Here is a 22757-nt window from a genome sequence, read left to right as displayed (position 1 = left end):
GCGCGGCGGCGACGTTTGGACTGCGACCGTTTCACCAGCGTTCATTGGGAGAATGACATGATACGAACCTTCAAGGCCGCGCCGGCGATCGCGCTTGCGCTCGCTCTGTTCGACGGCGCGGCTTACGCGCAAACCATCAAGATCGGCGTCAACGAGCCGCTGACCGGCGCGTTCGCCGCGTCCGGCACCTATGTCGTCAACGGCGCCAAGATCGCCGCCGACGAGATCAACGCCAAGGGCGGCATTCTCGGCAAAAAGATCGAACTGGTCATCGAGGACAACAAGAGCAACCCGACCGAGGCCGCGGCCGTCGCCGAAAAGCTCATCACCCGCGATAAAACGCCGGTGTTGCTCGGTGCCTGGGGCTCCAGCCTGACCCTCGCGGTGATGCCGAAGCTGGTGGAATATGAGACGCCGATGGTGGTCGAGACCTCGTCGGCCGGCAAGATCACCACCTCGGGCAATCCCTACATCTTCCGCATCTCGCCGCCGTCGGCAGTCGAAGGCGCGGCGTTCAGCAAGATCATCGACAAGCTGGCGATCAAGAAGGCGGATTTCCTTGTCATCAACAATGACTGGGGCCGCGGCACCGCCGAAGACTTCGGCAAGATGATGAAAGAGCACGGCATCACGATTGGTTTGGTCGAGACCATGGACCAGTCGGCGCAGGACATGAGCGCGCAGCTGGCCAAGATCAAGGCCAGCGATTCCGAGACCGTCATCGTCACCACTGCGGTCGATCAGCTGACGCTGATCTTCAAGCAGGCCGCGGCCATCGGCCTGAAGAAGCGCATCATCACCACCGGCGGCTCGCAGAACCCCGACCAGATCATCGCCCAGGCAGGTGCCGCGGCCAACGGCACCATGCATCTGACCACGTTCCTGCCGTGGTATCCCGACAAGACGCCGAATCCGGAAGCCACCAGCTACTTTATCGGCGAGTGGAAGAAGCGCGGCTTCGACTTCGCCGGCTGCACCGAGAGCTTCCGCGGCTATGACGGCATCCGCACCATTGCGGCGGCGATCGAGAAGGCCGGCAAGGCGGAGCCCGCCGCGATCAAGGCGGCGCTGTGGGAGATCAACATCAAGGGCCTGAACGGCGACATCGTGTTCAAGAAGTCGGGCCCTGCCGGCCAGGAGAGCGGCCAGAGCTTTCCGAACGTCTATCTGATCGAAATTGCCGACGGCAAGGTCGGCATGAAGGCGCTGTAATAGAAGATATTTCGGGGGATCTTCCCTCTCCCCGCTTGCGGGGAGAGGGTGGCTCGAAGGCCCGTAGGGGCTTCGAGTCGGGTGAGGGGAGTCCGAGTTTCACTCGATAGTCCCCCTCACCCGAAGCCTCGCTAACGCTCGGCTCCGACCTCTCCCCGCAAGCGGGGAGAGGCTAAGGAAGATCGCTTCGCGTTCGATGTTACCAATCAGAATCGAGAACGACCTTTGACCCAGTTGCTGCAACATCTCCTCAACACCCTCGTGCTCGGCGGCACCTATGCGCTGCTGGGCATCGGGCTGACGCTGATCTTCGGCATCATGAATGTGGTGAACTTCACCCACGGCATCCTCTACACGTTCGGCGCCTATATGATGTTCATCGTGGTGCATCAGTTCGGCCTGAATTTCTTTCTCGCCATTTCGGTGGCCATCGCCGCCGGCTGGCTGCTCGGCGCTGCCATCGAATTGCTGCTGCTGCGGCCGCTGCGCGGCTCCGACATCGACACCACCATGCTGGTGATGATCGGCGCCTGGATCGCCATGCAGTCCGGCGCGCTGTGGATCTGGGGCGGCGTGGCGAAGTCGGTGAGCAATCCGTTCCCCGATGCGCCGCTGGTGCTCGGTCCGGTCTCGGTGTCATGGCTGCGGCTGTTCGTGCTGGCCGCCGCGGCCTTGCTGATCGCCGTGTCCTATCTCCTGATCAACCGGACAAAACTCGGCAAGGCCATGCGCGCCACCTTCCAGGATTCGGACACCGCGGCGCTGATGGGCGTCAATGTCAGCTGGATCTACACCTCCACCTTTGCCATCGGCTCGGGTCTGGCTGCGGCTGCCGGCGCGCTGCTCGGCCCGGTCTATGTGATCTTCCCGCAGATGGGCGATCTTGCGGCGGTCAAGGCCTTCGCCATCGTCATCCTCGGCGGGCTCGGCAACATCACCGGCGCGGTGATCGGCGGCTTCATCCTGGCGCTGGCCGAAGAACTCGGCGCCGGCTACGTCTCGTCGGGCTATCGCGATGCCATGGGCTTCGTGATCATCATCGCCGTGTTGATCTTCAAACCCACCGGGCTGTTCGCCAGGGCGGAGCGTGTCGGATGAACCGCATCGTGACGCTGCTCTGCCTGCTGGTCTTTGCGTCGGTGCCGCTGTGGCTGCAGGACCCGTATTTGCTCAATGCCCTGATCACCACCGGCATCTTCATCATCGCCGCCATGAGCCTCAACCTGCTGCTCGGCTTCACCGGCCAGCTCAGCCTCGGCCATGTCGCCTTCTTCGGCATCGGCGCCTACGTATCGGCGCTGACGGCGCTGGGTTTCGACGTGCCGATCTATGGCGACTTCCACATCGTCCATGTGCCGTGGCCGCCGGTGGCTGGATTCGCTCTCGCGATCGCCATCTCCGCCTTCTGCGGCTATCTGGTCGGCCGCCTCTCCTTCAGCGTGCGCGGCGCGTATTTCGTCATCGTCACCATTTCCTTTGCCGAGGTGGTGCGGCTGGTGGCGTTGAATTGGGTCGAGCTGACGCAAGGGCCGTTGGCGCTGACCAATATTCCCTCGATTACCATCGGTCTGCCCGGCCTCGGCTATCTCGTGCTCAAGACCAAGCTGCAGAACTACTATCTGGTGCTCGCCGTTGCGGCCTTGTCCTATTTCCTGATCGCCCGTCTGGTGCATTCGCATTACGGCCGCGCCATGCGCGGGTTGATGGAGAACGAGACATTGGCCGTCGCTGTCGGCATCGACGTGACGAAGACGCTGACGCTGGCGGCGGTGATCTCGGCCGGCATCGCCGGCGCCGCCGGCAGCCTTTATGCGCATTACATCCGCATCATTGATCCCGACGTCTTCGCCTTCATCACCACCGTCACCATGGTGATCATGGTGGTCTCGGGCGGCAAGGGCTCGCTGGCCGGGCCGGTGGTCGGCGGCGTGATCTTCGGCCTGTTGCCGGTGTTCCTGCGGCCGATCATGCCGCCGGAGGCGCAATGGATCACCTATGGCGGCGTGCTGATCGCGATTCTGTTCGTGCTGCCGCGCGGCATCGTGCCGACACTGGCGCCGCTGCTCGGCCTGTCGCGCCCCGCCGCGGACAGACCGGCCAAGGCCATCGATGTGGTGGAGGAAGGCGCATGACCATGCAGTCCGGTTCGCGCGAGATCGTGCTCAGCGTCGAGAACGTTGCCATGCAGTTCGGCGGCCTGGTGGCGCTGTCGGATCTGAACTTCTGCGTCGGCGAAGGCGAGATCCTCAGCCTGATCGGCCCCAACGGCGCCGGCAAGACCACGGCCTTCAACCTGATGACCGGGTTTCTGACGCCGACCAGGGGCCAGGTGAAGTATCGCGGCACGCCGCTGAAGGGTTTGAAATCGCACGAGATCGCCGATCTCGGCCTGGTCCGCACGTTCCAGCGCACCAGCGTGTTTCCGCGCGATACGGTGTTCGACAACGTGCTGATCGGCCTGCACCGTCAGGGCAAGGTGTCGCTGCTGGATGCCATCCTCGGCCTGCCGCGTGCCCGCGCGTCCGAGCGGCTGCTGCGCGAGCGCGCCGCCGAACTGGTACGCTGGATCGGGCTCGAGGCCCGCGCCAACGATCTCGCCGGCTCGCTGTCCTATGGCGAGCAGCGGCTGGCCGGCGTGGCGCTGGCGCTGGCGGCGCAGCCGTCGATGCTGCTGCTCGACGAACCGGTCTCCGGCATGAACGCCTCGGAGACCCACACCTTTGTGCAACTGATCCGCAATATCCGCGACTGCGGCGTCACCATCCTGCTGGTGGAGCACGACATGCCGATGGTGATGGGCGTGTCGGATCGCATCGTGGTGCTGAACTACGGCCGCATCATCGCCGAGGGCACGCCCGAGGTGATCCGCAACGATCCCGCGGTGATCGAGGCCTATCTCGGGCAAGGCGCCAGTCACGCCGCGAAGAAGGTGGCTGTGCATGCTTGAGATCAACGATCTGGTCTGCGCCTACGGGCAGGTCACTGCGCTGCGCGGCGTCACGCTGAGTGTGAAGGCCGGGCAGTTGGTGGCGCTGATCGGCGCCAACGGCGCCGGCAAGAGCACCACGCTGCGCGCGATCTCGGGCCTCGTGCCGCCGCGCAGCGGCAGCTTGAGGTTCGAGGGCGACGATATCACCGGCGCCAGCCCGCAGCAGGTGCTGACGCGCGGCATCGCGCATTGTCCGGAAGGACGGCGGGTGTTTCCGCACATGACCGTCGAGGAGAATCTCGACATGGGCGCCTATCTGCGTTCCGATTCTTCGGAAATATCCGCGGATCGCGACCGGATCTATGGTGAGTTCCAGCGCCTGGCCGAACGCAGGAAGCAGGCGGCGGGGACGTTGTCCGGCGGCGAGCAGCAGATGCTGGCCATCGGCCGCGCGCTGATGTCGCGACCGCGGCTGGTGATGTTCGACGAGCCGTCGCTCGGGCTCGCGCCCAATATCGTCGAGCGCACCTTCGCCATCATCCGCGCCATCCGCGATGCCGGTACCACTGTACTTCTGGTCGAGCAGAATGCCTTCGCGGCGCTCGAGATGTGCGACCATGCCTATCTGCTGGAGGCCGGGCGTGTGGTGTTGTCCGGGCTGGGTGCCGATCTGATCGAGAACGAGCATGTGCGGCGGGCCTATCTTGGCGGTTGAGGCCATCTGCGGCCGACGCGCCGCATGCGGCTATCCGTGGGGTTCCATTCAGGGATGATATCGGACAGTGAACACTGGATCGCCGCTTGCACCCTGGAACGCCTGGCGGAAAAGACGATCGTCTGCGCGCGGATCGGCGGCGTCGATCTGATTGTGGTGAGGGATGGCGCGCGGATCTTCGCTTGCGAGAGGGCCTGCCCGCATGAACAGGCCGATCTGGCCCAGGGCCGCGTTGCCGATGGCCGGCTGTTTTGTCCGCGTCACCTCGCTTGGTTCAGTCTGCCGACCGGCGAGATCTCGCCGGGCTGGTCGAGCCGCGCGCTGCGACGTTATCCGGTGCGGATCGCAGAGGGGCAGGTCTGGGTTTCCGTCGATACGGCACTGCGCGTCGACCCGGTTGTTCCCGGAACTAGCTTGTGTTTACGGGAACTAACCTTCGGGCTTCGGAAGCCACATGTGTGACCGTCATGGTTGTTGAGGAAGTACTCACTTGGTAATCGGAAGTTTGCGTTCGCAGGCGGAATTTCTTTGAAGATCTAGATACTTGAGCTAGTAATAAAAGACGCGGTTGTTGCCATTCGAGCTACGACTGCGCGTGGCGATGGTTGTCGCCGAAGCTCGATGCAATGCGCGGAAACAGCGCGAAAAGAAAAGTTCGGGGTCGTGACGCACATTGCACTGGTTGCAGCTACGCCTTTCTATGGTCCTCGCGGTTGGGTGCAATGGCCGGGCAACGAAGACTATTCTTTTCAGTTCATGCAGATTCTGGGCGCGGCCCAGGACGGCGGTAGCACTATTTCGGAGTGTTTTCGCGCTGCAAGCAGCATCAATCCCGGCGATGATGAAAGCTGGTATCGGGAGTGGAAGAAACTCGCTGATACTTCAAAGGAGCGCGGCGATACCGCATTCCATAGCGGGCATACCGAGACCGCACTGAGCAACTGGCTGCGAGCCATGAACTATTTTCGCGCAGCGCAGACCTTTCTCGGTACCAATGATCGTCGGCGCAGTGCCGCCATCGCGCACATGCAGGCTTGCTCGCAGCTCTACCTGCGCGCCGCGTCGGTGGGCGAGACCGTCGAGATTCCGTGGGCGGAGAATGAGGTTCTGCAGGGATACTTCCTGCCGGCGCCCCAGCGTGGAGGCGCATCGCCGACGGTGATCTGCTTCGGAGGCCCCGACAGGTTCAAGGAAGAATACCTGCACAGCCTGCCGCGCTACGCGCATCGGCGCGGGCTATCGTTGCTGCTCGTCGATTTGCCCGGCTATCGGCCCGGCGCCTTGAGCGACGACGGTGCGCCGGGTCGCTTCGATATCGAAACGGCAATCAGCGGCTGCATGGACCATCTCATCGCCAACGATGGGGTGGATCCCGAGCGAATCGCAGTGTTCGGCGACGGCTTGGGCGCGGCCTTTGCGACGCGGGGAGCCAGCCTTGATCATCGCTTCGCCGCGGTCGTCTGCGATGGCGGCATCTGGGATCTGCACGAGCGGGCGTTTCTGACGGTAAATATCGCCAGCGGCGGCTGTGGCGGCACGGCCGGATTCGACAAGCTCTGCGGCGGCAGCATTGCCAAGAACATTCGATGTCCGATTTTGGTGACGATCGGCGAGCATGACTGGCTGGACGCCGGCCACGTGACCGGCTGTTGCCAGGCCTTGCGGGCCAGCGGCCTCGACATCGATCTGAAGATCTTCACCGCTGCCGAGACCGCAGCCGGGCCCGGGCATGTGGACAATCCGACCATCGGAAATGAGTTCATCTTCGACTGGATCGCCGATCGGCTGCGCGGTCCCGCGGCATAGCCCCGGTCGAGACTTCGTCCGGTGGCCGGCGTCGCACCTGCCAGAAAACTCAGCTATCCACCGCGAGCATCAGGTTGGCTTTTTCCAGCCGTACCTTGAGCCGGGCCATATGAGACGCGACCTCCAGCAGCGCGGCGGGGTCGAATTCTGCCATCACGAAAGCGAACAGCGCATCGCGACGGGACGACAACGTTGCGATCTTCTTGCTGGCCTTGTCGGACAGCGACATCAGCACCACTCTGGCGTCCTCGCGGGACGGGATCCGGCGCAGAAAGCCGTTCTTCTCGAGCATCTTGGACTGGGTCGTCACGAAGGACGGGTCGACATGCAGCATGGCCGAGACATCCTTGACTGGAACCCCCTTGCCGCGGTCGAGATCCCCGATGGCCATGAGGATCATCCATTGCGGGCCGCTGATGCCGAGTTCCTTGGCCCAGAAGTAGCGGATCCCGTCGAGATGGACGTTGATTGCAGCAATGTCCCAGGTGAATTGCCGCAGGAGCTCCTGATTCTTGCCTGCCAGGTGCGCCGGTAGTGTTTCTTCGTCGGTGCCGAAGTCTTCGTCCACCTTGATTACGCTCGCTCGATTAGCCATGACTCGTCCTGCAGTTTTCCAATTTACATAACTCTATCAGGCAATTGCGACAGGCAAGCCACAACTTCGTGTGTTGCAGGGAAACCACACTGCGGCGCGATAAAGATGCATGAGTTCATAAAGTATTTTGCTTAAGCGAAGCGCGCAGGCATTGTCCGTTTCGGCGATGGGGCAACCCGCAGTCGTCCCGTTGAAGTAATTCGCTTTAGTACCTCGCGTTATGCGGGTGGGACCGAAGACGCGAAGTACCAGGCGGTAGTGGGGGACTAAGGGAACAATCTTCGGGTGGTCGTCACCCGGCGGATCCGGAACCTTCCCTTTAAGAACAACTTGGAGGTTTACCATGACAACGATTAAGGGCCTTATTCTCGGCTCCGCGGCGGGTCTTCTCGCCATCGGTGGAGCACAGGCAGCCGATCTTCCGATGAAGGCCAAGGCGGTCGAATACGTGAAGATCTGCTCGCTGTACGGCGCCGGCTTCTACTACATCCCGGGCACCGACACCTGCATCAAGATCGGCGGCGCAATCCGTATCGACACCGCGCTCAACGGCAACATCTACGATGCCCCGCAGTGGCAGGGTGGCGCTCCCGGTTCGCAGGCTTGGTCGCGTGACTTCTTTCAGACCCGCGCTCGTTTCAACGTGAACATCGATACCCGCACGGCCACCGAATACGGTGTTCTGCGTACCTATGGCGACGCGAAGTTCGACTGGACGCGCGGCGTTTCGGGTATCGCTGGCGGCGCACCGGTCGAAGTCGACTACGCGTTCATCCAGTTCGCCGGCTTCACCTTCGGTAAGTCGGTCTCGATGTTCGATCCGCAGTGGGCGCTGGCCAAGCCGACGATTTCGTCGGGCCTGAACGCCGGCTCCAACAACGCGACCGGCATCCCGATGCTGGCCTACACGGCTTCCTTCGGCAATGGCATGTCGGCCACGATCTCGCTGGAAGACGCGCAGCCCTACCGCACCGCCGGTGTGGTCAATACGTCGCTCGCCTTCAGCCCGACCCCCTTGCTCACAGGCGGTGCATACGGCCCTGGCAACTTCACGGGCAACCAGGCGGGTGGCGATCACATGCCTGACATCGTCGGCAACCTGCGCCTCGATCAGGCATGGGGTTCGGCCTTCGTGTCGGCTGCTGGTCATGAAGTTCACGGCAACTACTACAGCGGCTTCCCCGTTGCAGGCGCAGTCGTAGACAACGGCCGTCCGGCCACGACCTGGGGCTACGCCGTCAGCGGCGGCTTCGAGCTGAAGAACCTGCCCACCGGCGCCGGTGACAGCTTCAAGATGGAAGCAACCTACGCCAAGGGCGCTGCCAAGTATGTCTGGGGCGGCACGCTTGATACCGCGGGCGCAGGGCGATACCTCCGCGCCAGCGGTCCGAGCGCCGGCACCCTCGCTTTCGGTTACGTGCTTGACGGCGTGTATACCAATGGCACCGGTATCGACCTGAGCACCTCCTGGGACGTCAGCGCGTTCTACGAGCACTACTGGAATCCGGCATGGCGTACGTCGGTGTTTGGTAACTACACCCAGATCTCCTACGGTGCTGCCGGTAACGCGGCTCTGATTACGGCTCTGTCGGGAGCTGGCGTGGGGACCACTGGTTTTGGCTCGCTCAATGTCACCGGTGGCGACATGAAGCTCTCGACGGCTCAGGTAGGTACCCGTACCGCCTGGACCCCGGTGAAGGATCTGACCATTGCGGCTGAGTTCGTCTACAGCCGTTTGAACACGAACCTCAGCGGAACCTACACCAACCTCGGTGGCGTGAGCGGCGCTGCGGCGAATGCCGTGTACGGTCTCGGTGGCCAGAACATCTACAACGGCGGGGTTCAGATCTCCCGCTCCTTCTAATCCTGATCGTCTCACGACGCTCAAGATCTGAAACAAAGACCCCCGGCAGGAAACTGCCGGGGGTTTTTGCTTGCGCGCGTGGCCTGCGTGTCGCGCCCCGCGGCTGTCGACCTGGGCCCGTCCGGCGTCTATAAGGCCGCTCTGTTGCACCGGGAAAGGGCTCGCAAGCGAATGGCATCCGCCGCTGAACTCTTCAAACGGGGCATCGCGTCTTTCCAGCAGGGCCAGCTCGCCGAGGCCGAACGATCCTTCAGGCAGTTGCTGCGCAAGGAGCCGCGCCATCCGGCGGCGCTGAACCTGCTCGCCGTCGTTCTTGTGGCGCAGAAGAAGTTCGCCGAGGCCGAACCCCTGCTGCAGTCCGCGCTGAAGCTGAGCGCAACCTCCGACGCCACGTTCTACAACTACGGCCTGGTCCTGAAGGCGCTGGGCCGTCCGGACGAAGCCGTGCAGCGCTTCACCCAGGCGATTGCGCTCAATCCCGGCAGTGCCGACAGCTGGAACGCGCGCGGCGCGGCGCTGAACGATCTCAACGATCCCCAGGCCGCCATTGCCGACTTCGACCGGGCCGCTTCGCTCAATCCGAACGACCCGGCGACTTTCTTCAACCGGAGCCGATCCCTCACCAGGCTGAAACGCTATGACGACGCGCTGGTCGCGTGCGACCGGACGCTGGCGATGAAGCCGGGGATGGCGGAAGCCTGGTTCAGCCGCGGTTTTATCCTTCAGAAGTTGCGGCGCCCCGCCGAGGCCGCCGGCGCCTATGCCCGCGCGCTTGAGATCGACCCGCAAATGCCACTGGTGAAGGGCGATCTGCTGCACCAGAAGATGCTGACCTGCGACTGGGCCGGGACCGACCGCCTCATTTCCGATATCGACCGCGATCTCGCGGCGGGGCGCCTGTCCGTCGAACCCTTCGCCTGGCAGGGCATCGCCATGTCGGAACGCAGTCTGCAACGCTGCGCCGAAATCTACAGCGCAAACCGTTTTCCCGCGCGCTTCGACAAGTCGGATCTGCCGGCACTGCGCACGGCAGGCAAGATCCGCATCGGCTACCTGTCAGGCGAGTTTCGCCAGCAGGCCACCTCGCTGCTGCTGGTCGGCGTCCTCGAACAGCACGACAGGCAGCAATTCGAGGTCGTTGCCATCGACAACGGCTTTGACGACGGCAGTGCGACGCGCCGGCGCATCGACGCCGCCGTCGACGGCAGTATCGACATCGCGGCCTTGTCCGACCCGCAAGCGGTGGCCGCGATTCGCGCCGCTGGCATCGACATTCTGGTCAATCTGAACGGCTATTTCGGCGACGCCCGCACCCGCGTGTTCGCGCGGCGGGCAGCGCCCATTCAGGTCAACTATCTCGGTTTCCCGGGGACGCTGGGCGCGCGCTACATGGATTACATCATCGCCGATCGTCACGTGCTGCCGGCCGAACACCGGCAGTTCTACAGCGAGAAGGTCGCGTGGCTGCCGGACTGCTATCAGGCCAACGACCGGCAGCGACCGATTGCCGAGTGGACGTTCAGCCGGGCGGAGTGCGGCCTTCCCGCCGAGGGATTCGTGTTCTGCTGCTTCAACAACAACTACAAGATCACGCCCGCGACCTTCGACGGCTGGATGCGCATCCTGAAACAGGTGCCCGGCAGCGTGCTCTGGCTGCTCGAGGACAATGCCGCGGCCGCCGCCAATCTGCGTCGCGAAGCCGTCGCGCGCGGCGTCGAGGCCGGGCGTCTCGTCTTCGCGGAACGGATGCCGGCGGACGAACATCTCGCCCGGCATCGCTGCGCCGGCCTGTTTCTGGACACGCTGCCTTACAATGCCCACACCACGGCCAGCGATGCGCTATGGGCTGGCCTGCCGCTGCTGACCTGCCGCGGCGAAACCTTCGCAGGCAGGGTGGCGGCCAGCCTGCTGCACAATATCGGCCTGCCGGAACTGGTCGCCACGTCGCAGTCGGACTATGAGCGTCTGGCGATCGAGCTGGCGACGCAGCCGGCCCGTCTGGCGGCGATCGCAGGGACGCTCCGGGATAATCGGCTTGCCGCCCCGCTGTTCGATACGGCGCGGGTCACGGAGCACATCGAAACGGCCTATCTGGCCATGGTCGAGCGTTCCCGGGCCGGCTTGCCGCCCGATCACATCGCGGTGGCCGCGCGCCCCAGGGCATCCCGCTGAGGGCGAGTCGTGGTTAATGTTCCACCGGGCGATCAACTTTCGAGGAGTTCCACCATTTTCCGAATAGCCTGATTAAATCAGCTATTGAACTCATCGTTCTAAGTCATGTAGTCTTCATGGGCGCAGCCGGCAAATTCTTTGACGGCAGATGTCTCAGGGAGACGACGCACTTTTATACGTAAACCTCCGAAACCTCCGGCAATGCCCTGCCGGAGGTTTTTCGGTTTCTGGCCTGGCGCTTCGCCAGCCCGATCGGCAACAGCTGTAGAGGCGATGAGCCCGGTAGCCGGCCACTTCTGTATTAACTGCATATCAGGCCTGACGAGCTATCTGACCGGTATTGCACGGGATTTGTTGCTTTGCCGAGCCGTTGTGGCTAAAAGCCGCTCACCGGAGAGCAAAAAAATGGCGCACAACTACGCGATTAACGACGACGTTCACCACCAGCTTCAGGGTCCCCAAGGCCGCGCCATGGTCAAGGAGCGAAGCGTGTACACCATCACCTCCTGCCTGCCCATCGAGGCCGACGGCCGTCCGCGCTACCGCATCAAGAGCAAGACGGAAAACGTTGAGCGCGTGGTGACCGAGGAGCAGATCAGCCGCCTCGGCTGATCCCTTCGATACCGGGCCGCGCCTGTCTGGCGCGCCCGACTGTGATCGCTTCATCCAGACCAGTCGCCTTGGCTCGCGACACCTCTTGTTGCACCCCTATGAGGCCCGATCGGCTTGCGCGCAGCTTGCTGACCGGTTGCAGGGGAGTCGCATAGCGCCCTATGTTGCCAGCCGGCGAACGGCGAATGGCATCGTCGGTATCGCGCGATCCTGACATCATGCCCGGACCGAGGCTCCCTTGATCGACAAGCTCGAACTGTTGCTGGCGCTCGCCAAGGAACGGCACTTCGGCCGCGCCGCCGAGGCCTGCGGCGTCACCCAGCCGACCATGTCCACCAGCCTGAAGCAGCTTGAGGAATTCCTCGGCGTCATGCTGGTGCAACGCGGCTCACGTTTCCAGGGCTTTACCCCGGAGGGCGAACGGGCGCTCGACTGGGCGCGGCGCATCGTCGGCGACGCCCGCGCCATGCGCCAGGAAATCAACGGCCTCAAGGATCGCCTGTCCGGCGAGATCCGCATCGCGGCGATCCCGACCGCGCTCGGCATGGTGGAGTCGCTCACCACGCCGTTCCGCGCCCGCTATCCCGACGTGCGCTTTCGCGTGCAGTCGTGCACCTCGGCGGCCGTGCTCGGCCTGCTGGAAAATCTCGAGGTCGATGCCGGACTCACCTACATTGAGAACGAACCGCTCGGCAAGGTTCGCTCGATCCCGCTGTATCAGGAGAGCTACCGTTTGCTGACGTCGCCCGACGGCATGTTCGGCGACCGCGACGAAGTGACCTGGAAGGAAGTCGGCCAGGTGCCGCTATGCCTGCTGACGCCCGACATGCAGAACCGCCGGATCATCGATCGCGCGCTAAAATCGGTCGGCGCCGAGGCGGTGCCGACGTTGACCTCGAATTCGATCATCGTGCTGTACACCCATGTGAAGACCGGCCGCTGGGCCAGTGTGATGCCTGCCAAGCTGGCGCAGACGCTGGGCCTCACCGGAGCAGTGCGGATGATTCCGATTATCGATCCCGTCGTCACCTATGGCGTCGGACTCGTGGTGCCGCAGCGCGACCCGATGACGCCGTTGATCGCGGCCCTGGTGCAGATTGCGCGCGAAGTGGCGCCGTCGCTGGAAGCTTGACGCCGCGATTCCGCTCTCGCTGTTCATTCCGGTTGCCGATCGTGTGATGTCGTTTCCTGATCGATCAGGTTTCCGTATCGCAGCATGAGACTGCTTTATTGATCTTTGGATTAATTCCAACTCTCATTGGCGCCTGAACATCAACGTCGGGCACGCCAATGACCTCACGCTATGAACCTTGGGACGAGACGCGGAGCGCGGAGATCATCGCGGGCCTTTCGCATGTGGAGGGCGGCACGCTGGTTATCCTGCATGCATTGCAGGAAGTCTTCGGCTACGTGCCGGAGCCGGCGATTCCGATGATCGCGTCGGCGCTCAACCTGTCGCGCGCCGAAGTCTACGGTGTCTTCACTTTCTATCACGATTTCCGCCATGAGCCTGCGGGCCAGCACGTGCTGAAGCTGTGCCGCGCCGAGGCTTGCCAGGCCGCCGGCGGCGATGCGCTGGCGGCGCGCGCCGAATCCAGCCTGGGCATCAAGCTCGGCAACACCACGGCGGATCAGCGCGTCACGCTGGAGCCGATCTATTGCCTCGGCCTGTGCGCCACCGCGCCATCTGCCATGCTCGACAGCCGCGTGGTCGGACGCCTCACCGAGAAGCGCCTCGATGCGCTGGTCGCGGAGGCGCAGCGATGAAGATCTTTGTTCCCCGCGATGCCGGCGCGGTTGCTGTCGGTGCCGACGACGTGGCTGACGCTTTCGTGCGCGCCGCCGAAGCGCGAAAGCTCGAGCTCGAGATCGTGCGCAACGGTTCGCGTGGACTTTACTGGCTGGAGCCGATGATCGAGATGGCGACGCCGCAAGGCCGCGTCGCCTTTGGCCCGGTGGCCGAGGACGATGTCGATGCGGTGCTCGACGCGATGATCGCCGACGCGGCGCATCCGCTGCGTCTTGGTGTCACAGAGGAGATCCCCTGGCTGAAGCGGCAGACCCGCCTAAGCTTCGCGCGCTGCGGTGTCATCGACCCGCGCTCGCTCGACGAATATCGCGCTTATGACGGCTACAAGGGCCTGGCGCGCGCGCTGACCTTGACACCGGCGCAGATCATCGCCGACGTCACCACCTCCGGCCTGCGCGGTCGCGGTGGTGCCGGCTTCCCCACCGGCATCAAGTGGAAGACCGTGGCGGACACCGCCGCCGATCGAAAGTTCATCGTCTGCAACGCCGACGAGGGTGACAGCGGCACCTTCGCCGACCGCATGCTGTTCGAGGGCGATCCCTTTGTGGTGATCGAGGGCATGACCATCGCCGGCATCGCCGTGGGCGCCACCAAGGGCTACATCTACATCCGCTCGGAATATCCCCACGCCATCGCCGCCACCAACATCGCGATCGCCGCAGCCGAGCGCGCCGGTTTCCTCGGCGCCAATATCTGCGGCTCCGCGCACAGCTTCGATCTCGAAGTCCGTGTCGGTGCCGGCGCCTATGTCTGCGGCGAGGAGACGGCGCTGCTGGAAAGTCTCGAGGGCCGCCGCGGCATCGTCCGTGCCAAGCCGCCGCTACCGGCGCACAAGGGCCTGTTCGGCAAGCCCACGGTGATCAACAACGTGCTGTCGTTCGCGGCAATCCCCTTTATTCTCAACGACGGTGCCAAGGCCTATGCGGAATTCGGCATGGGCCGCTCGCGCGGCACCATGCCGATCCAACTCGCCGGCAATATCAAAAACGGCGGGTTGTTCGAGGTCGCGTTCGGCATCACGCTTGGCGAACTGGTCGACGAGGTCGGCGGCGGCACCTTGAGCGGCCGTCCGGTCCGCGCCGTGCAGGTCGGCGGTCCGCTCGGCGCCTATTTCCCGCGCGAGTTGTTCGATACGCCGTTCGACTACGAGGCCTTTGCCAAGCGCGACGGGTTGATCGGCCACGGCGGCATCGTGGTGTTCGACGACAGCGTCGACATGGCGAAGCAGGCGCGCTTCGCCATGGAGTTCTGTGCCGTCGAGTCCTGCGGCAAGTGCACCCCATGCCGCATCGGCTCCACCCGCGGCGTCGAGACCATCGACAAGATTCGCCGTGGCGAGCGCGTGGCCGAGAACACCGCCGTGCTGGAAGATCTCTGCCATACCCTGAAATTCGGCTCGCTCTGTGCGCTCGGCGGCTTCACGTCCTATCCGGTGATGAGCGCGCTGAAGCACTTTCCGGACGACTTCGCGCCGACGCCGGCCCGCCTGCAAGCAGCAGAATAGGAGCACCTCATGTCGCTCGTTCATGAAATCGATTTCGGCACCCCGCGCTCCAAGGCTGAGAAGATGGTCACACTGACGATCGACGGCAAAAGTATCTCCGTTCCCGAGGGCACCTCGATCATGCGTGCCGCCATGGAGGCGGGCACCCAGATTCCAAAGCTCTGCGCCACCGACATGGTGGATGCGTTCGGCTCGTGCCGGCTCTGTCTGGTCGAGATCGAGGGCCGCGCCGGTACGCCGGCCTCCTGCACCACGCCGGCCATGGAAGGCCTTGTGGTCCACACCCAGAATGAACGGCTGAAGACGCTCCGCAAGGGCGTGATGGAGCTGTATATCTCCGACCACCCGCTGGACTGCCTGACCTGTGCCGCCAACGGCGACTGCGAGCTGCAGGACATGGCAGGGGCAGTGGGCCTGCGCGACGTACGCTACGGCGATGCTGGCGAGAACCACGTCTTCGCCAAGGCACATAATCACTCGCCCGATCATTCGCCCCATGATTGCGAGAACGACCGCTGGATGGCGAAGGACGAGAGCAATCCGTACTTCACCTATGATCCCTCGAAGTGCATCGTCTGCTCGCGTTGCGTCCGCGCCTGCGAGGAAGTGCAGGGCACCTTCGCGCTGACCATTTCCGGCCGCGGTTTCGACAGTCGGGTGTCGCCCGGCATGAGCGAGAGTTTTCTCGGCTCCGAATGCGTGTCGTGCGGTGCCTGCGTGCAGGCCTGCCCGACCGCGACGCTGACTGAGAAGTCGGTGATTGCCATCGGCCAGCCCGAGCATTCGGTCGTCACCACCTGCGCCTATTGCGGTGTCGGCTGCACCTTCAAGGCCGAAATGCGCGGCGAGGAAGTGGTGCGCATGGTGCCGTACAAGGACGGCAAGGCCAATCGCGGCCATTCCTGCGTCAAGGGTCGGTTTGCCTGGGGCTACACCAACCACAAGGAACGCATCCTCAACCCGATGATCCGCGAGAAGATCACCGATCCCTGGCAGGAAGTATCATGGGACGAGGCGTTCAACTTTGCCGCCGCAAAATTCAAGGGCATCCAGGCGAAATACGGCCGCGATTCGATCGGCGGCATCACCTCGTCGCGCTGCACCAATGAAGAGGTCTTCGTGGTGCAGAAGCTGATCCGCGCCGGCTTCGGCAACAACAATGTCGACACCTGCGCCCGCGTCTGCCATTCGCCGACCGGCTACGGCCTGTCGTCGACTTTCGGCACCTCGGCCGGCACCCAGGATTTTGATTCCGTCGAACAGACCGATGTGGTGATGATCATCGGCGCCAATCCCACCGACGGCCATCCGGTATTCGCCTCGCGGCTGAAGAAGCGGCTGCGCGCCGGCGCAAAACTGATTGTCGTCGATCCGCGCCGCACCGACATTGTCCGCTCGGCGCATATCGAGGCGCAGCACCATCTGCCGCTGATGCCCGGCACCAATGTCGCCGTGCTCACTGCCATCGCCCATGTCATCGTCACCGAAGGCCTCGCAGACGAGGCCTTCGTGCGCGAACGCTGCGACTGGAGCGAGTTCGAGGACTGGGCGTCGTTTGTCGCGCAGCCCAACCACTCGCCCGAAGCCACCGCCATCATGACCGGCGTCGATCCCCGGGAATTGCGCGAAGCGGCCAGGCTGTTCGCCACCGGTGGCAATGGCGCGATCTATTACGGGCTCGGGGTCACTGAGCACAGCCAGGGCTCGACCACGGTGATCGCCATCGCCAATCTCGCAATGGCCACCGGCAATATCGGCCGTCCCGGCGTCGGCGTGAACCCGCTGCGCGGCCAGAACAACGTGCAGGGCTCCTGCGACATGGGCTCGTTCCCGCACGAGCTGCCGGGCTATCGCCACATCTCCGGCGATGCGGTGCGCGAGACCTTCGAGTCGCTGTGGAACGTCAAGCTCAATCCCGACCCGGGCCTGCGCATTCCCAACATGTTCGATGCCGCCGTCGAAGGCACCTTCATGGGCCTCTACGTGCAGGGCGAGGACATCCTGCAGTCCGATCCCAACACCAAGCATGTGGTATCGGCGCTGTCGGCGATGGAATGTGTCATCGTCCATGATCTCTTTCTCAACGAGACCGCCAACTACGCCCATGTATTCTTCCCGGGCTCGACCTTCCTGGAAAAGAACGGCACCTTCACAAATGCCGAACGCCGCATCCAGCGCGTGCGCAAGGTGATGTCGCCGAAGAACGGCCTGGAAGACTGGGAAGTCACCCTCGGCTTCGCCAGGGCGCTGGGCTACGAGATGCACTACAATCATCCTTCGGAGATCATGGACGAGATCGCGGCGCTGACGCCGACCTTTAGCGGCGTGTCCTATGCCAAGCTCGACGAGCTCGGCTCGGTGCAGTGGCCCTGCAACGAGAAGATGCCGCTGGGCACGCCGGTCATGCATATCGACGGCTTCGTGCGCGGCAAGGGCAAGTTCATGCGCACCGAATACGTCGCCACCGACGAGAAGACCGGGCCGCGCTTCCCGCTGCTGCTCACCACCGGCCGCATTCTCAGCCAGTACAATGTCGGCGCGCAGACGCGGCGCACCGAAAATGTGGTCTGGCATGAGGAGGACCGGCTGGAGATGCATCCGCACGATGCGGAGATGCGCGGCATCCGGGACGGCGACTGGTGCAAACTGCAGAGCCGCGCCGGCGAGACCACCTTGCGCGCGTTGATCACCGAGCGCGTCGCGCCCGGCGTGGTTTATACCACGTTCCATCACCCGACCACGCAGGCCAATGTGATCACCACCGAGTTCTCGGACTGGGCCACCAACTGCCCGGAATACAAGGTCACGGCGGTGCAGATCTCGCCGTCGAACGGACCTTCGGAATGGCAGAAGGAATATGACGAGCAGGCCCGTCAGTCGCGACGCATCGCGGTGCCGGCCGTGGAAGCCGCGGAGTAGACATGCACGACCCGGTACGCTCGGTCACACGCACGATCTGGCGCCGCGACGGCGCCAGTGAAGGCGTGCGTGCGGTGCCGGAAGAGACCGCGCTGGCGATCACCTACAATGGCGGCACCTATGCCGTGATGATGGGGACGCCGCAGGACCTCCACGACTTTGCCATCGGCTTCAGCCTCAGTGAGGGCGTGGTTGCTTCGGCCGCCGAGATCCAGTCGTTCGAGGCCGTTGAATTCGACGACGGCATCGAACTGCGGATGTGGCTGGACGCCGCCACCGCGGACGGCATCAGCGCGCGGCGAAGGCGGATGGCCGGCCCGACCGGCTGCGGGCTATGCGGCATCGACTCCATCGCCGAGGCGGTCAGGCCGGCAGCGATCGTCGGCGCCGGCCGCCGCTTCTCGCCGCAGCAGATCGTGGCGGCGATGCAGGCGGTGCCTGCCTTGCAGAAGATCAACACCGAGACCCGCGCCGCCCATGCGGCGGCATTCTGGACGCCGGCGCGCGGCATCGTCGCCTTGCGCGAGGACGTCGGCCGCCACAACGCGCTCGACAAGCTCGCCGGGGCGCTCGTGCGCGATCGCATCGACGCCGCCGACGGCATGGTGCTGCTGACCAGCCGGGTGTCGGTGGAGATGGTGCAGAAGGCCGCGGCGCTGGGCGCGCCGCTGCTGGTGGCCGTGTCGGCGCCCACCGCGCTGGCGGTACGCATGGCCGCCGCCGCCGGCATCACGCTGGCGGCGATTACCCGCGGCGACGGCTTCGAAGTCTTCACCCATTCGCACCGCGTCGCCTTCGACGCCGTGACGCAGGAAACGGATCATGCAATCACCTTCGTCGCCTGAACGTCTGATCTATATGGCCAACCAGATCGGGACCTTCTTCAACAGCCAGGGCCAGGACAAGGCCGTGCCGGGCATCGCCGAGCACATCAAGAAGTTCTGGGATCCGCGCATGCGCAAGGCGATCATGGCCCATCTCGACGCCGGCGGCGCCGGCCTCGACATCAACGTCCGCGATGCGCTGGTGAAGCTGAAGGGCTAGCTGTCGTTCCGGGCTCGCTCGGGCTACGCCCTCGCGCCGGAATGACGGCGCGGTCCGAATCTTGCAAAGCTTGCGCCTTCGGCCGATTGGCCCACCATCCCGTCGGATGGTGCGAATGGAGCGCGTCATGAACAAGTTTCTGCGGTGGTCGAGTTTGGCCGCCATCCTGCTGGCCCCGGTCTCGGTGCATGCCGACAGCTACCCCTCGCGGCTGATCAAGGCGATCATCCCGTTCGGTGCCGGCAGCGCCACCGACGTGGTGCCGCGCATCGTGTTCGAGCGGCTGGGCCCTGAACTCGGCCAGACCATCGTGGTGGAAAATCGCGTCGGGGCAGGCGGCACGCTGGGCACGGCGGCGGTCGCCAAGGCGGACCCCGATGGCTACACCATTCTCGGGCATTCCTCGGCGCTGGCGATCGGGCCAGCGATCTTCCCCAATCTACCCTATGACGTCGCAAAGGACCTGTCGTCGGTGCTGATGATCGGCGCCAACGCCAATGTGATGATCGTGCCGATGGACCGTCCGTGGCGGTCGGTGGCGGATTTCCTGACCGCCGCAAAGGCCAAGGGGTCGGCGATCAATTTTGGCTCGGTCGGCGTCGGCAGCGCCGTTCATATCAGTGCCGAAAAATTCCGCCGCGCCGGCGGCTTCGAGGCCACCCATGTGCCGTATCGCGGCGGGCCCGACGTGATCACCGACATCCTCGGCGGCCGCATCGACTTCTATTTCTGCCCGCTGGCCACCGCGCTGCCGCTGATCCGCGAAGGCCAGGTGCGGGCGCTGGTGGTCTCGACCGCCGTGCGCGCGACGGAATTGCCCGAGGTGCCGTCGATGGCCGAGGCCGGCCTGCCGGACGGCGCCAGCACGGTCTGGATCGGCGTCTTCGCGCCGTCGAAAACGCCGCGCGACATCGTCGACAAGATCCACGCCGCCGGCGTCAAGGTGCTGGCGGAGCCCGCGATGCAGGCCAGCCTGAAGAAGCTCGGCGTCGAACCCTATCCGATCGAGCCCGCGGCGATGGATACGCTTGTCGCCAAGGAGCTTGCCGCCAACATGCTGCTGCTCAAGGATGTGAAGTAGCAACTTCACCTCTCGCCGCCTGGCGAAGCTTGCTTCGCCGGACGGGGAGAGGGAAGTAACGCCATCCTGCCAGATCAGCGAACCAAGCCTAGCCCCCGAGATACGCTTCCCGAATCCGTGGATCGTCGGCCAGGACCGAAGCCGGCCCGGATAGTGTGATGCTGCCGGTCTCCAGCACGAAAGCGCGGCTGGCGATCTCCAGCGCCATCGCCGAATTCTGCTCCACCAGCAGCACGCCGAGACCGGTGCGCTTGTTGAGCTCGAGGATCTTGTCGAACACCTGCTCGATGACGATGGGCGCCAGTCCCAGCGACGGCTCGTCGAGCATCAGCAGGCTCGGTCGGCTCATCAGCGCGCGGCCGATGGCCAGCATCTGTTGCTCGCCGCCGGACAGCGACCAGCCACCCTGCTTGAGGCGCTCCTTGAGGCGCGGAAACAGCTCGAACACCAGCGCAAGGTCGTCCTCGACCTCGGCCTTCCTGTAGCGCCGCGACGCGGTGCCGGTGATCAGGTTCTCGCGCACGGTGAGTCCGGGAAAGATCCGCCGTCCTTCCGGGCAGTGCGCCAGCCCGGCGCCGACGATGGTTTCCACCGCGGTGCCGTGAATGGCCTCGCCCTTCCAAACGATGCTGCCGGCGGTAGGGCGGAGCAGGCCGGAGATGGTGCTCAGCGTGGTGGTCTTGCCGGCGCCGTTGCCGCCGATCAAAGCGACGATCTCGCCCATCTCGACGCTGAAGGAGATGCCCTTCAGCACCTCGATATGGCCGTAGGAGACGTGGAGGTTGTCGACCTTAAGCATGACGGTGCCGCCTGCCGAGATAGGCCTCGATCACCAGCGGATTGCGCTGCACCTCGGCGGGAGCGCCCTCGGCGATCTTCCTGCCGAAGTCCAGCACCGCGACACGGTCGCTGATGCCCATCACCAGCCGCACATTGTGCTCGACCAGCACCACCGTGATGCCGCGGTCCTTGAGCTTTGCGATGGTCGCGAGCAGTGTCATGCTCTCGGTCATGTTCATGCCGGCAGCAGGCTCGTCGAGCAGCAGCACGGCGGGCTGCGTGGCCAGCGCGCGCGCGATCTCCAGCAGTCGCTGCTGGGCATAGGGCAATTGCGCGGCGCGGTCGCGGGCGCGGCCGGCGAGGCCGACCGTCTCCAGCGCGTCGCGTGCGGCCTGTTCGATGCCGGCCTCGTTGGCCTTGTGGCGTGCATTCGACGTCATGATGTTGAACAGTGACGCCGGTGCCTTGCAGGCAGCCGCGACCATGACGTTCTCCAGCACGGTCAGGTTGGTGAAGATGCGGATGTTCTGGAACGTACGCGCCAGGCCGATGCGCGCGATGCGGTGCGGCTTGAGGCGGAAGATCTCTTCGCCAGCGATGCGGACCGAGCCGGCATCGGCATGGGAGGCGCCGGACAGCGCGTTGAGAAGCGTGGTCTTGCCGGAGCCGTTCGGGCCGATGATGGCCTGCACGATGCCGCGCGGCACGTCGAGGTCAACGCCGTCCAGCGCCACCAGGCCGCCGAAGCGCCGCGCCACGCCGCGTGCGGCGATGATCGGAGCATCCGTCATCGCGCACCTGCCTGGCGTAGCCGCGGTATCAATGTCGCGATCGACGCCAGCCCGCCCGGCGCCAGCACGATCACGGCGATGACGCCGAGGCCGTAGAGCACGAGGTACCACTGGCCGAGGAAGCGCAGCATCTCCGGCAGAACGGTCAGCGCCACTGCGCCGATGATGCAGCCGGTGATCGAGCCCATGCCACCGACGATCAGCATGGTCATCAGCAGGATCGCCTGCACCCCGGAGAAGCTGTCGGGACTGATGAAGCGGATCGACGAGGCATAGAGGCAACCGGCGAGGCCGGCATAGACGGCGCCGATCATGAAGGCGAGCAGCTTGGTGCGGACCGTGTCGACGCCGCTCTGCTCGGCCGCGATCTCGGAATCTTTGGTGGCGATCATGGCGCGGCCGAGCGCCGAATGGCGGATGCGGGACGCGACGAGGGCGGCCAGCGCCAATGCGGCGACCAGCAGATAATAGTGTTGGATCTGGCCTTGCGGCGCGAGGCCGAACACGCTGATGCCCGGGATCGCCCGCAGGCCGGAGGTGCCGCCGGTGACCGGCTCCCAGTGCACGATGATCAGCCTGATGATTTCGCCGAAGCCGATGGTGGTCATGGCGAGGTAATAGGTGCGCAGCCGCAGTGTCGGCAGGCCGAGCGCCAGGCTGGCGATCATCACCACGGCGACGGAAAGCACGGGCGTGGCGATCCACGGCATGCCGGCCTTGCCAGCAATCGCGGTGGTGTAGGCGCCGAGGCCATAGAAGGCGGCCTGGCCGAAATTGATCTGGCCGGTCCAGCCGGTGGCGAAGTTGAGGCCGAGCACCACGATGGCGTTGAGGATGGCGATGTTCAAGAGCTGGATGACATAGCCGTCATGGCTGACGAGCGGCAAAGCCAGCACGGCGGCGGCGACCAGGGCGAGGGGAGC

The 22757-nt window shown here is 64.4% G+C and carries 21 protein-coding genes; 17 read left to right on the top strand and 4 right to left on the bottom strand.

Translation table 11 applies throughout. The annotated features are described in order from the left end of the window. Positions 1–57 precede the first annotated feature (57 nt). The 7 genes from ONR75_RS30030 to ONR75_RS30000 all read left to right on the top strand — a co-directional run bounded on the left by ONR75_RS30030 (position 58) and on the right by ONR75_RS30000 (position 6662). Positions 58–1212: an ABC transporter substrate-binding protein gene (locus ONR75_RS30030; protein ID WP_265080465.1), complete on the top strand. Its 1155-nt coding sequence runs from the start codon at positions 58–60 to the stop codon at positions 1210–1212. 225 nt (positions 1213–1437) lie between these two features. Further along, a complete protein-coding gene (locus ONR75_RS30025; protein ID WP_265080464.1) occupies positions 1438–2310 on the top strand; it encodes a branched-chain amino acid ABC transporter permease in 873 nt (290 codons plus the stop codon). Continuing rightward, a complete protein-coding gene (locus ONR75_RS30020; RefSeq protein ID WP_265080463.1) occupies positions 2307–3344 on the top strand; it encodes a branched-chain amino acid ABC transporter permease in 1038 nt (345 codons plus the stop codon). The genes ONR75_RS30025 and ONR75_RS30020 overlap by 4 nt, the downstream gene beginning before the upstream one ends. After that, a complete protein-coding gene (locus ONR75_RS30015; RefSeq protein ID WP_265080462.1) occupies positions 3341–4159 on the top strand; it encodes an ABC transporter ATP-binding protein in 819 nt (272 codons plus the stop codon). The genes ONR75_RS30020 and ONR75_RS30015 overlap by 4 nt, the downstream gene beginning before the upstream one ends. After that, the gene (locus ONR75_RS30010; RefSeq protein ID WP_265080461.1) at positions 4152–4856 is read left to right on the top strand and encodes an ABC transporter ATP-binding protein; all 705 of its coding nucleotides are present in this window, start codon (positions 4152–4154) and stop codon (positions 4854–4856) included. The genes ONR75_RS30015 and ONR75_RS30010 overlap by 8 nt, the downstream gene beginning before the upstream one ends. A 54-nt stretch (positions 4857–4910) precedes the next feature. Beyond that, on the top strand, positions 4911–5318 hold the full coding sequence (locus ONR75_RS30005; protein ID WP_265080460.1) for a Rieske (2Fe-2S) protein: 408 nt from the start codon (positions 4911–4913) through the stop codon (positions 5316–5318). Between the two features lie 159 nt (positions 5319–5477). Continuing rightward, positions 5478–6662 carry an alpha/beta hydrolase family protein gene (locus tag ONR75_RS30000; protein ID WP_265080459.1) on the top strand — a complete coding sequence of 395 codons (1185 nt, stop codon included), beginning with the start codon at positions 5478–5480 and terminating at the stop codon, positions 6660–6662. Between the two features lie 49 nt (positions 6663–6711). On the opposite strand, the gene ONR75_RS29995 is transcribed toward ONR75_RS30000, so the two are convergent. Then, positions 6712–7257, bottom strand: a complete 546-nt coding sequence (locus ONR75_RS29995) for a MarR family winged helix-turn-helix transcriptional regulator (RefSeq protein ID WP_265080458.1) — start codon at positions 7255–7257, stop codon at positions 6712–6714. Between the two features lie 343 nt (positions 7258–7600). Here ONR75_RS29995 and ONR75_RS29990 point away from each other — a divergent pair, with 343 nt between their 5' ends. The 10 genes from ONR75_RS29990 (at position 7601) to ONR75_RS29945 (ending at position 20263) form a co-directional block, all read left to right on the top strand. Continuing rightward, the gene (locus ONR75_RS29990) at positions 7601–9121 is read left to right on the top strand and encodes a porin (protein ID WP_265080457.1); all 1521 of its coding nucleotides are present in this window, start codon (positions 7601–7603) and stop codon (positions 9119–9121) included. Positions 9122–9292: 171 nt separating this feature from the next. Further along, on the top strand, positions 9293–11293 hold the full coding sequence (locus ONR75_RS29985; protein ID WP_265080456.1) for a tetratricopeptide repeat protein: 2001 nt from the start codon (positions 9293–9295) through the stop codon (positions 11291–11293). Positions 11294–11698: 405 nt separating this feature from the next. Then, on the top strand, positions 11699–11905 hold the full coding sequence (locus ONR75_RS29980) for a hypothetical protein (RefSeq protein WP_265080455.1): 207 nt from the start codon (positions 11699–11701) through the stop codon (positions 11903–11905). Between the two features lie 238 nt (positions 11906–12143). Beyond that, positions 12144–13037 carry a LysR family transcriptional regulator gene (locus ONR75_RS29975; protein ID WP_265080454.1) on the top strand — a complete coding sequence of 298 codons (894 nt, stop codon included), beginning with the start codon at positions 12144–12146 and terminating at the stop codon, positions 13035–13037. 158 nt (positions 13038–13195) lie between these two features. After that, complete coding sequence (locus ONR75_RS29970) at positions 13196–13672, top strand: formate dehydrogenase subunit gamma (protein WP_265080453.1); 477 nt, start codon at positions 13196–13198, stop codon at positions 13670–13672. After that, positions 13669–15219 (top strand): formate dehydrogenase beta subunit, encoded by a 1551-nt coding sequence (locus tag ONR75_RS29965; RefSeq protein ID WP_265080452.1) that lies wholly within the window; start codon positions 13669–13671, stop codon positions 15217–15219. Before ONR75_RS29970 ends, ONR75_RS29965 begins: the two co-directional genes overlap by 4 nt. Before the next feature lie 9 nt (positions 15220–15228). Continuing rightward, a complete protein-coding gene (gene fdhF, locus ONR75_RS29960) occupies positions 15229–18138 on the top strand; it encodes a formate dehydrogenase subunit alpha (protein WP_265080451.1) in 2910 nt (969 codons plus the stop codon). 2 nt (positions 18139–18140) lie between these two features. Further along, positions 18141–18983, top strand: coding sequence for a formate dehydrogenase accessory sulfurtransferase FdhD (gene fdhD / locus ONR75_RS29955; RefSeq protein WP_265080450.1), 843 nt, complete (start codon positions 18141–18143; stop codon positions 18981–18983). Further along, the gene (locus ONR75_RS29950; protein ID WP_265080449.1) at positions 18961–19182 is read left to right on the top strand and encodes a formate dehydrogenase subunit delta; all 222 of its coding nucleotides are present in this window, start codon (positions 18961–18963) and stop codon (positions 19180–19182) included. The genes fdhD and ONR75_RS29950 overlap by 23 nt, the downstream gene beginning before the upstream one ends. A gap of 127 nt (positions 19183–19309) precedes the next feature. After that, positions 19310–20263 (top strand): Bug family tripartite tricarboxylate transporter substrate binding protein, encoded by a 954-nt coding sequence (locus ONR75_RS29945; protein WP_265080448.1) that lies wholly within the window; start codon positions 19310–19312, stop codon positions 20261–20263. Between the two features lie 88 nt (positions 20264–20351). Here the strand turns inward: ONR75_RS29945 and ONR75_RS29940 are convergent, their stop codons facing one another. Genes ONR75_RS29940 through ONR75_RS29930 form a run of 3 tightly spaced genes read right to left on the bottom strand, consistent with a single transcriptional unit; the run spans position 20352 to position 22730 of the window. Further along, positions 20352–21062: an ABC transporter ATP-binding protein gene (locus ONR75_RS29940; protein ID WP_265080447.1), complete on the bottom strand. Its 711-nt coding sequence runs from the start codon at positions 21060–21062 to the stop codon at positions 20352–20354. Then, on the bottom strand, positions 21055–21834 hold the full coding sequence (locus tag ONR75_RS29935; RefSeq protein WP_265080446.1) for an ABC transporter ATP-binding protein: 780 nt from the start codon (positions 21832–21834) through the stop codon (positions 21055–21057). The genes ONR75_RS29940 and ONR75_RS29935 overlap by 8 nt, the downstream gene beginning before the upstream one ends. Then, positions 21831–22730 carry a branched-chain amino acid ABC transporter permease gene (locus tag ONR75_RS29930; protein ID WP_265080445.1) on the bottom strand — a complete coding sequence of 300 codons (900 nt, stop codon included), beginning with the start codon at positions 22728–22730 and terminating at the stop codon, positions 21831–21833. The genes ONR75_RS29935 and ONR75_RS29930 overlap by 4 nt, the downstream gene beginning before the upstream one ends. Positions 22731–22757: the final 27 nt, after the last annotated feature.

This window comes from Rhodopseudomonas sp. P2A-2r (genome assembly GCF_026015985.1).
Lineage (GTDB): Bacteria > Pseudomonadota > Alphaproteobacteria > Rhizobiales > Xanthobacteraceae > Tardiphaga.
This window is presented reverse-complemented; position numbering and strand designations above follow the sequence as displayed.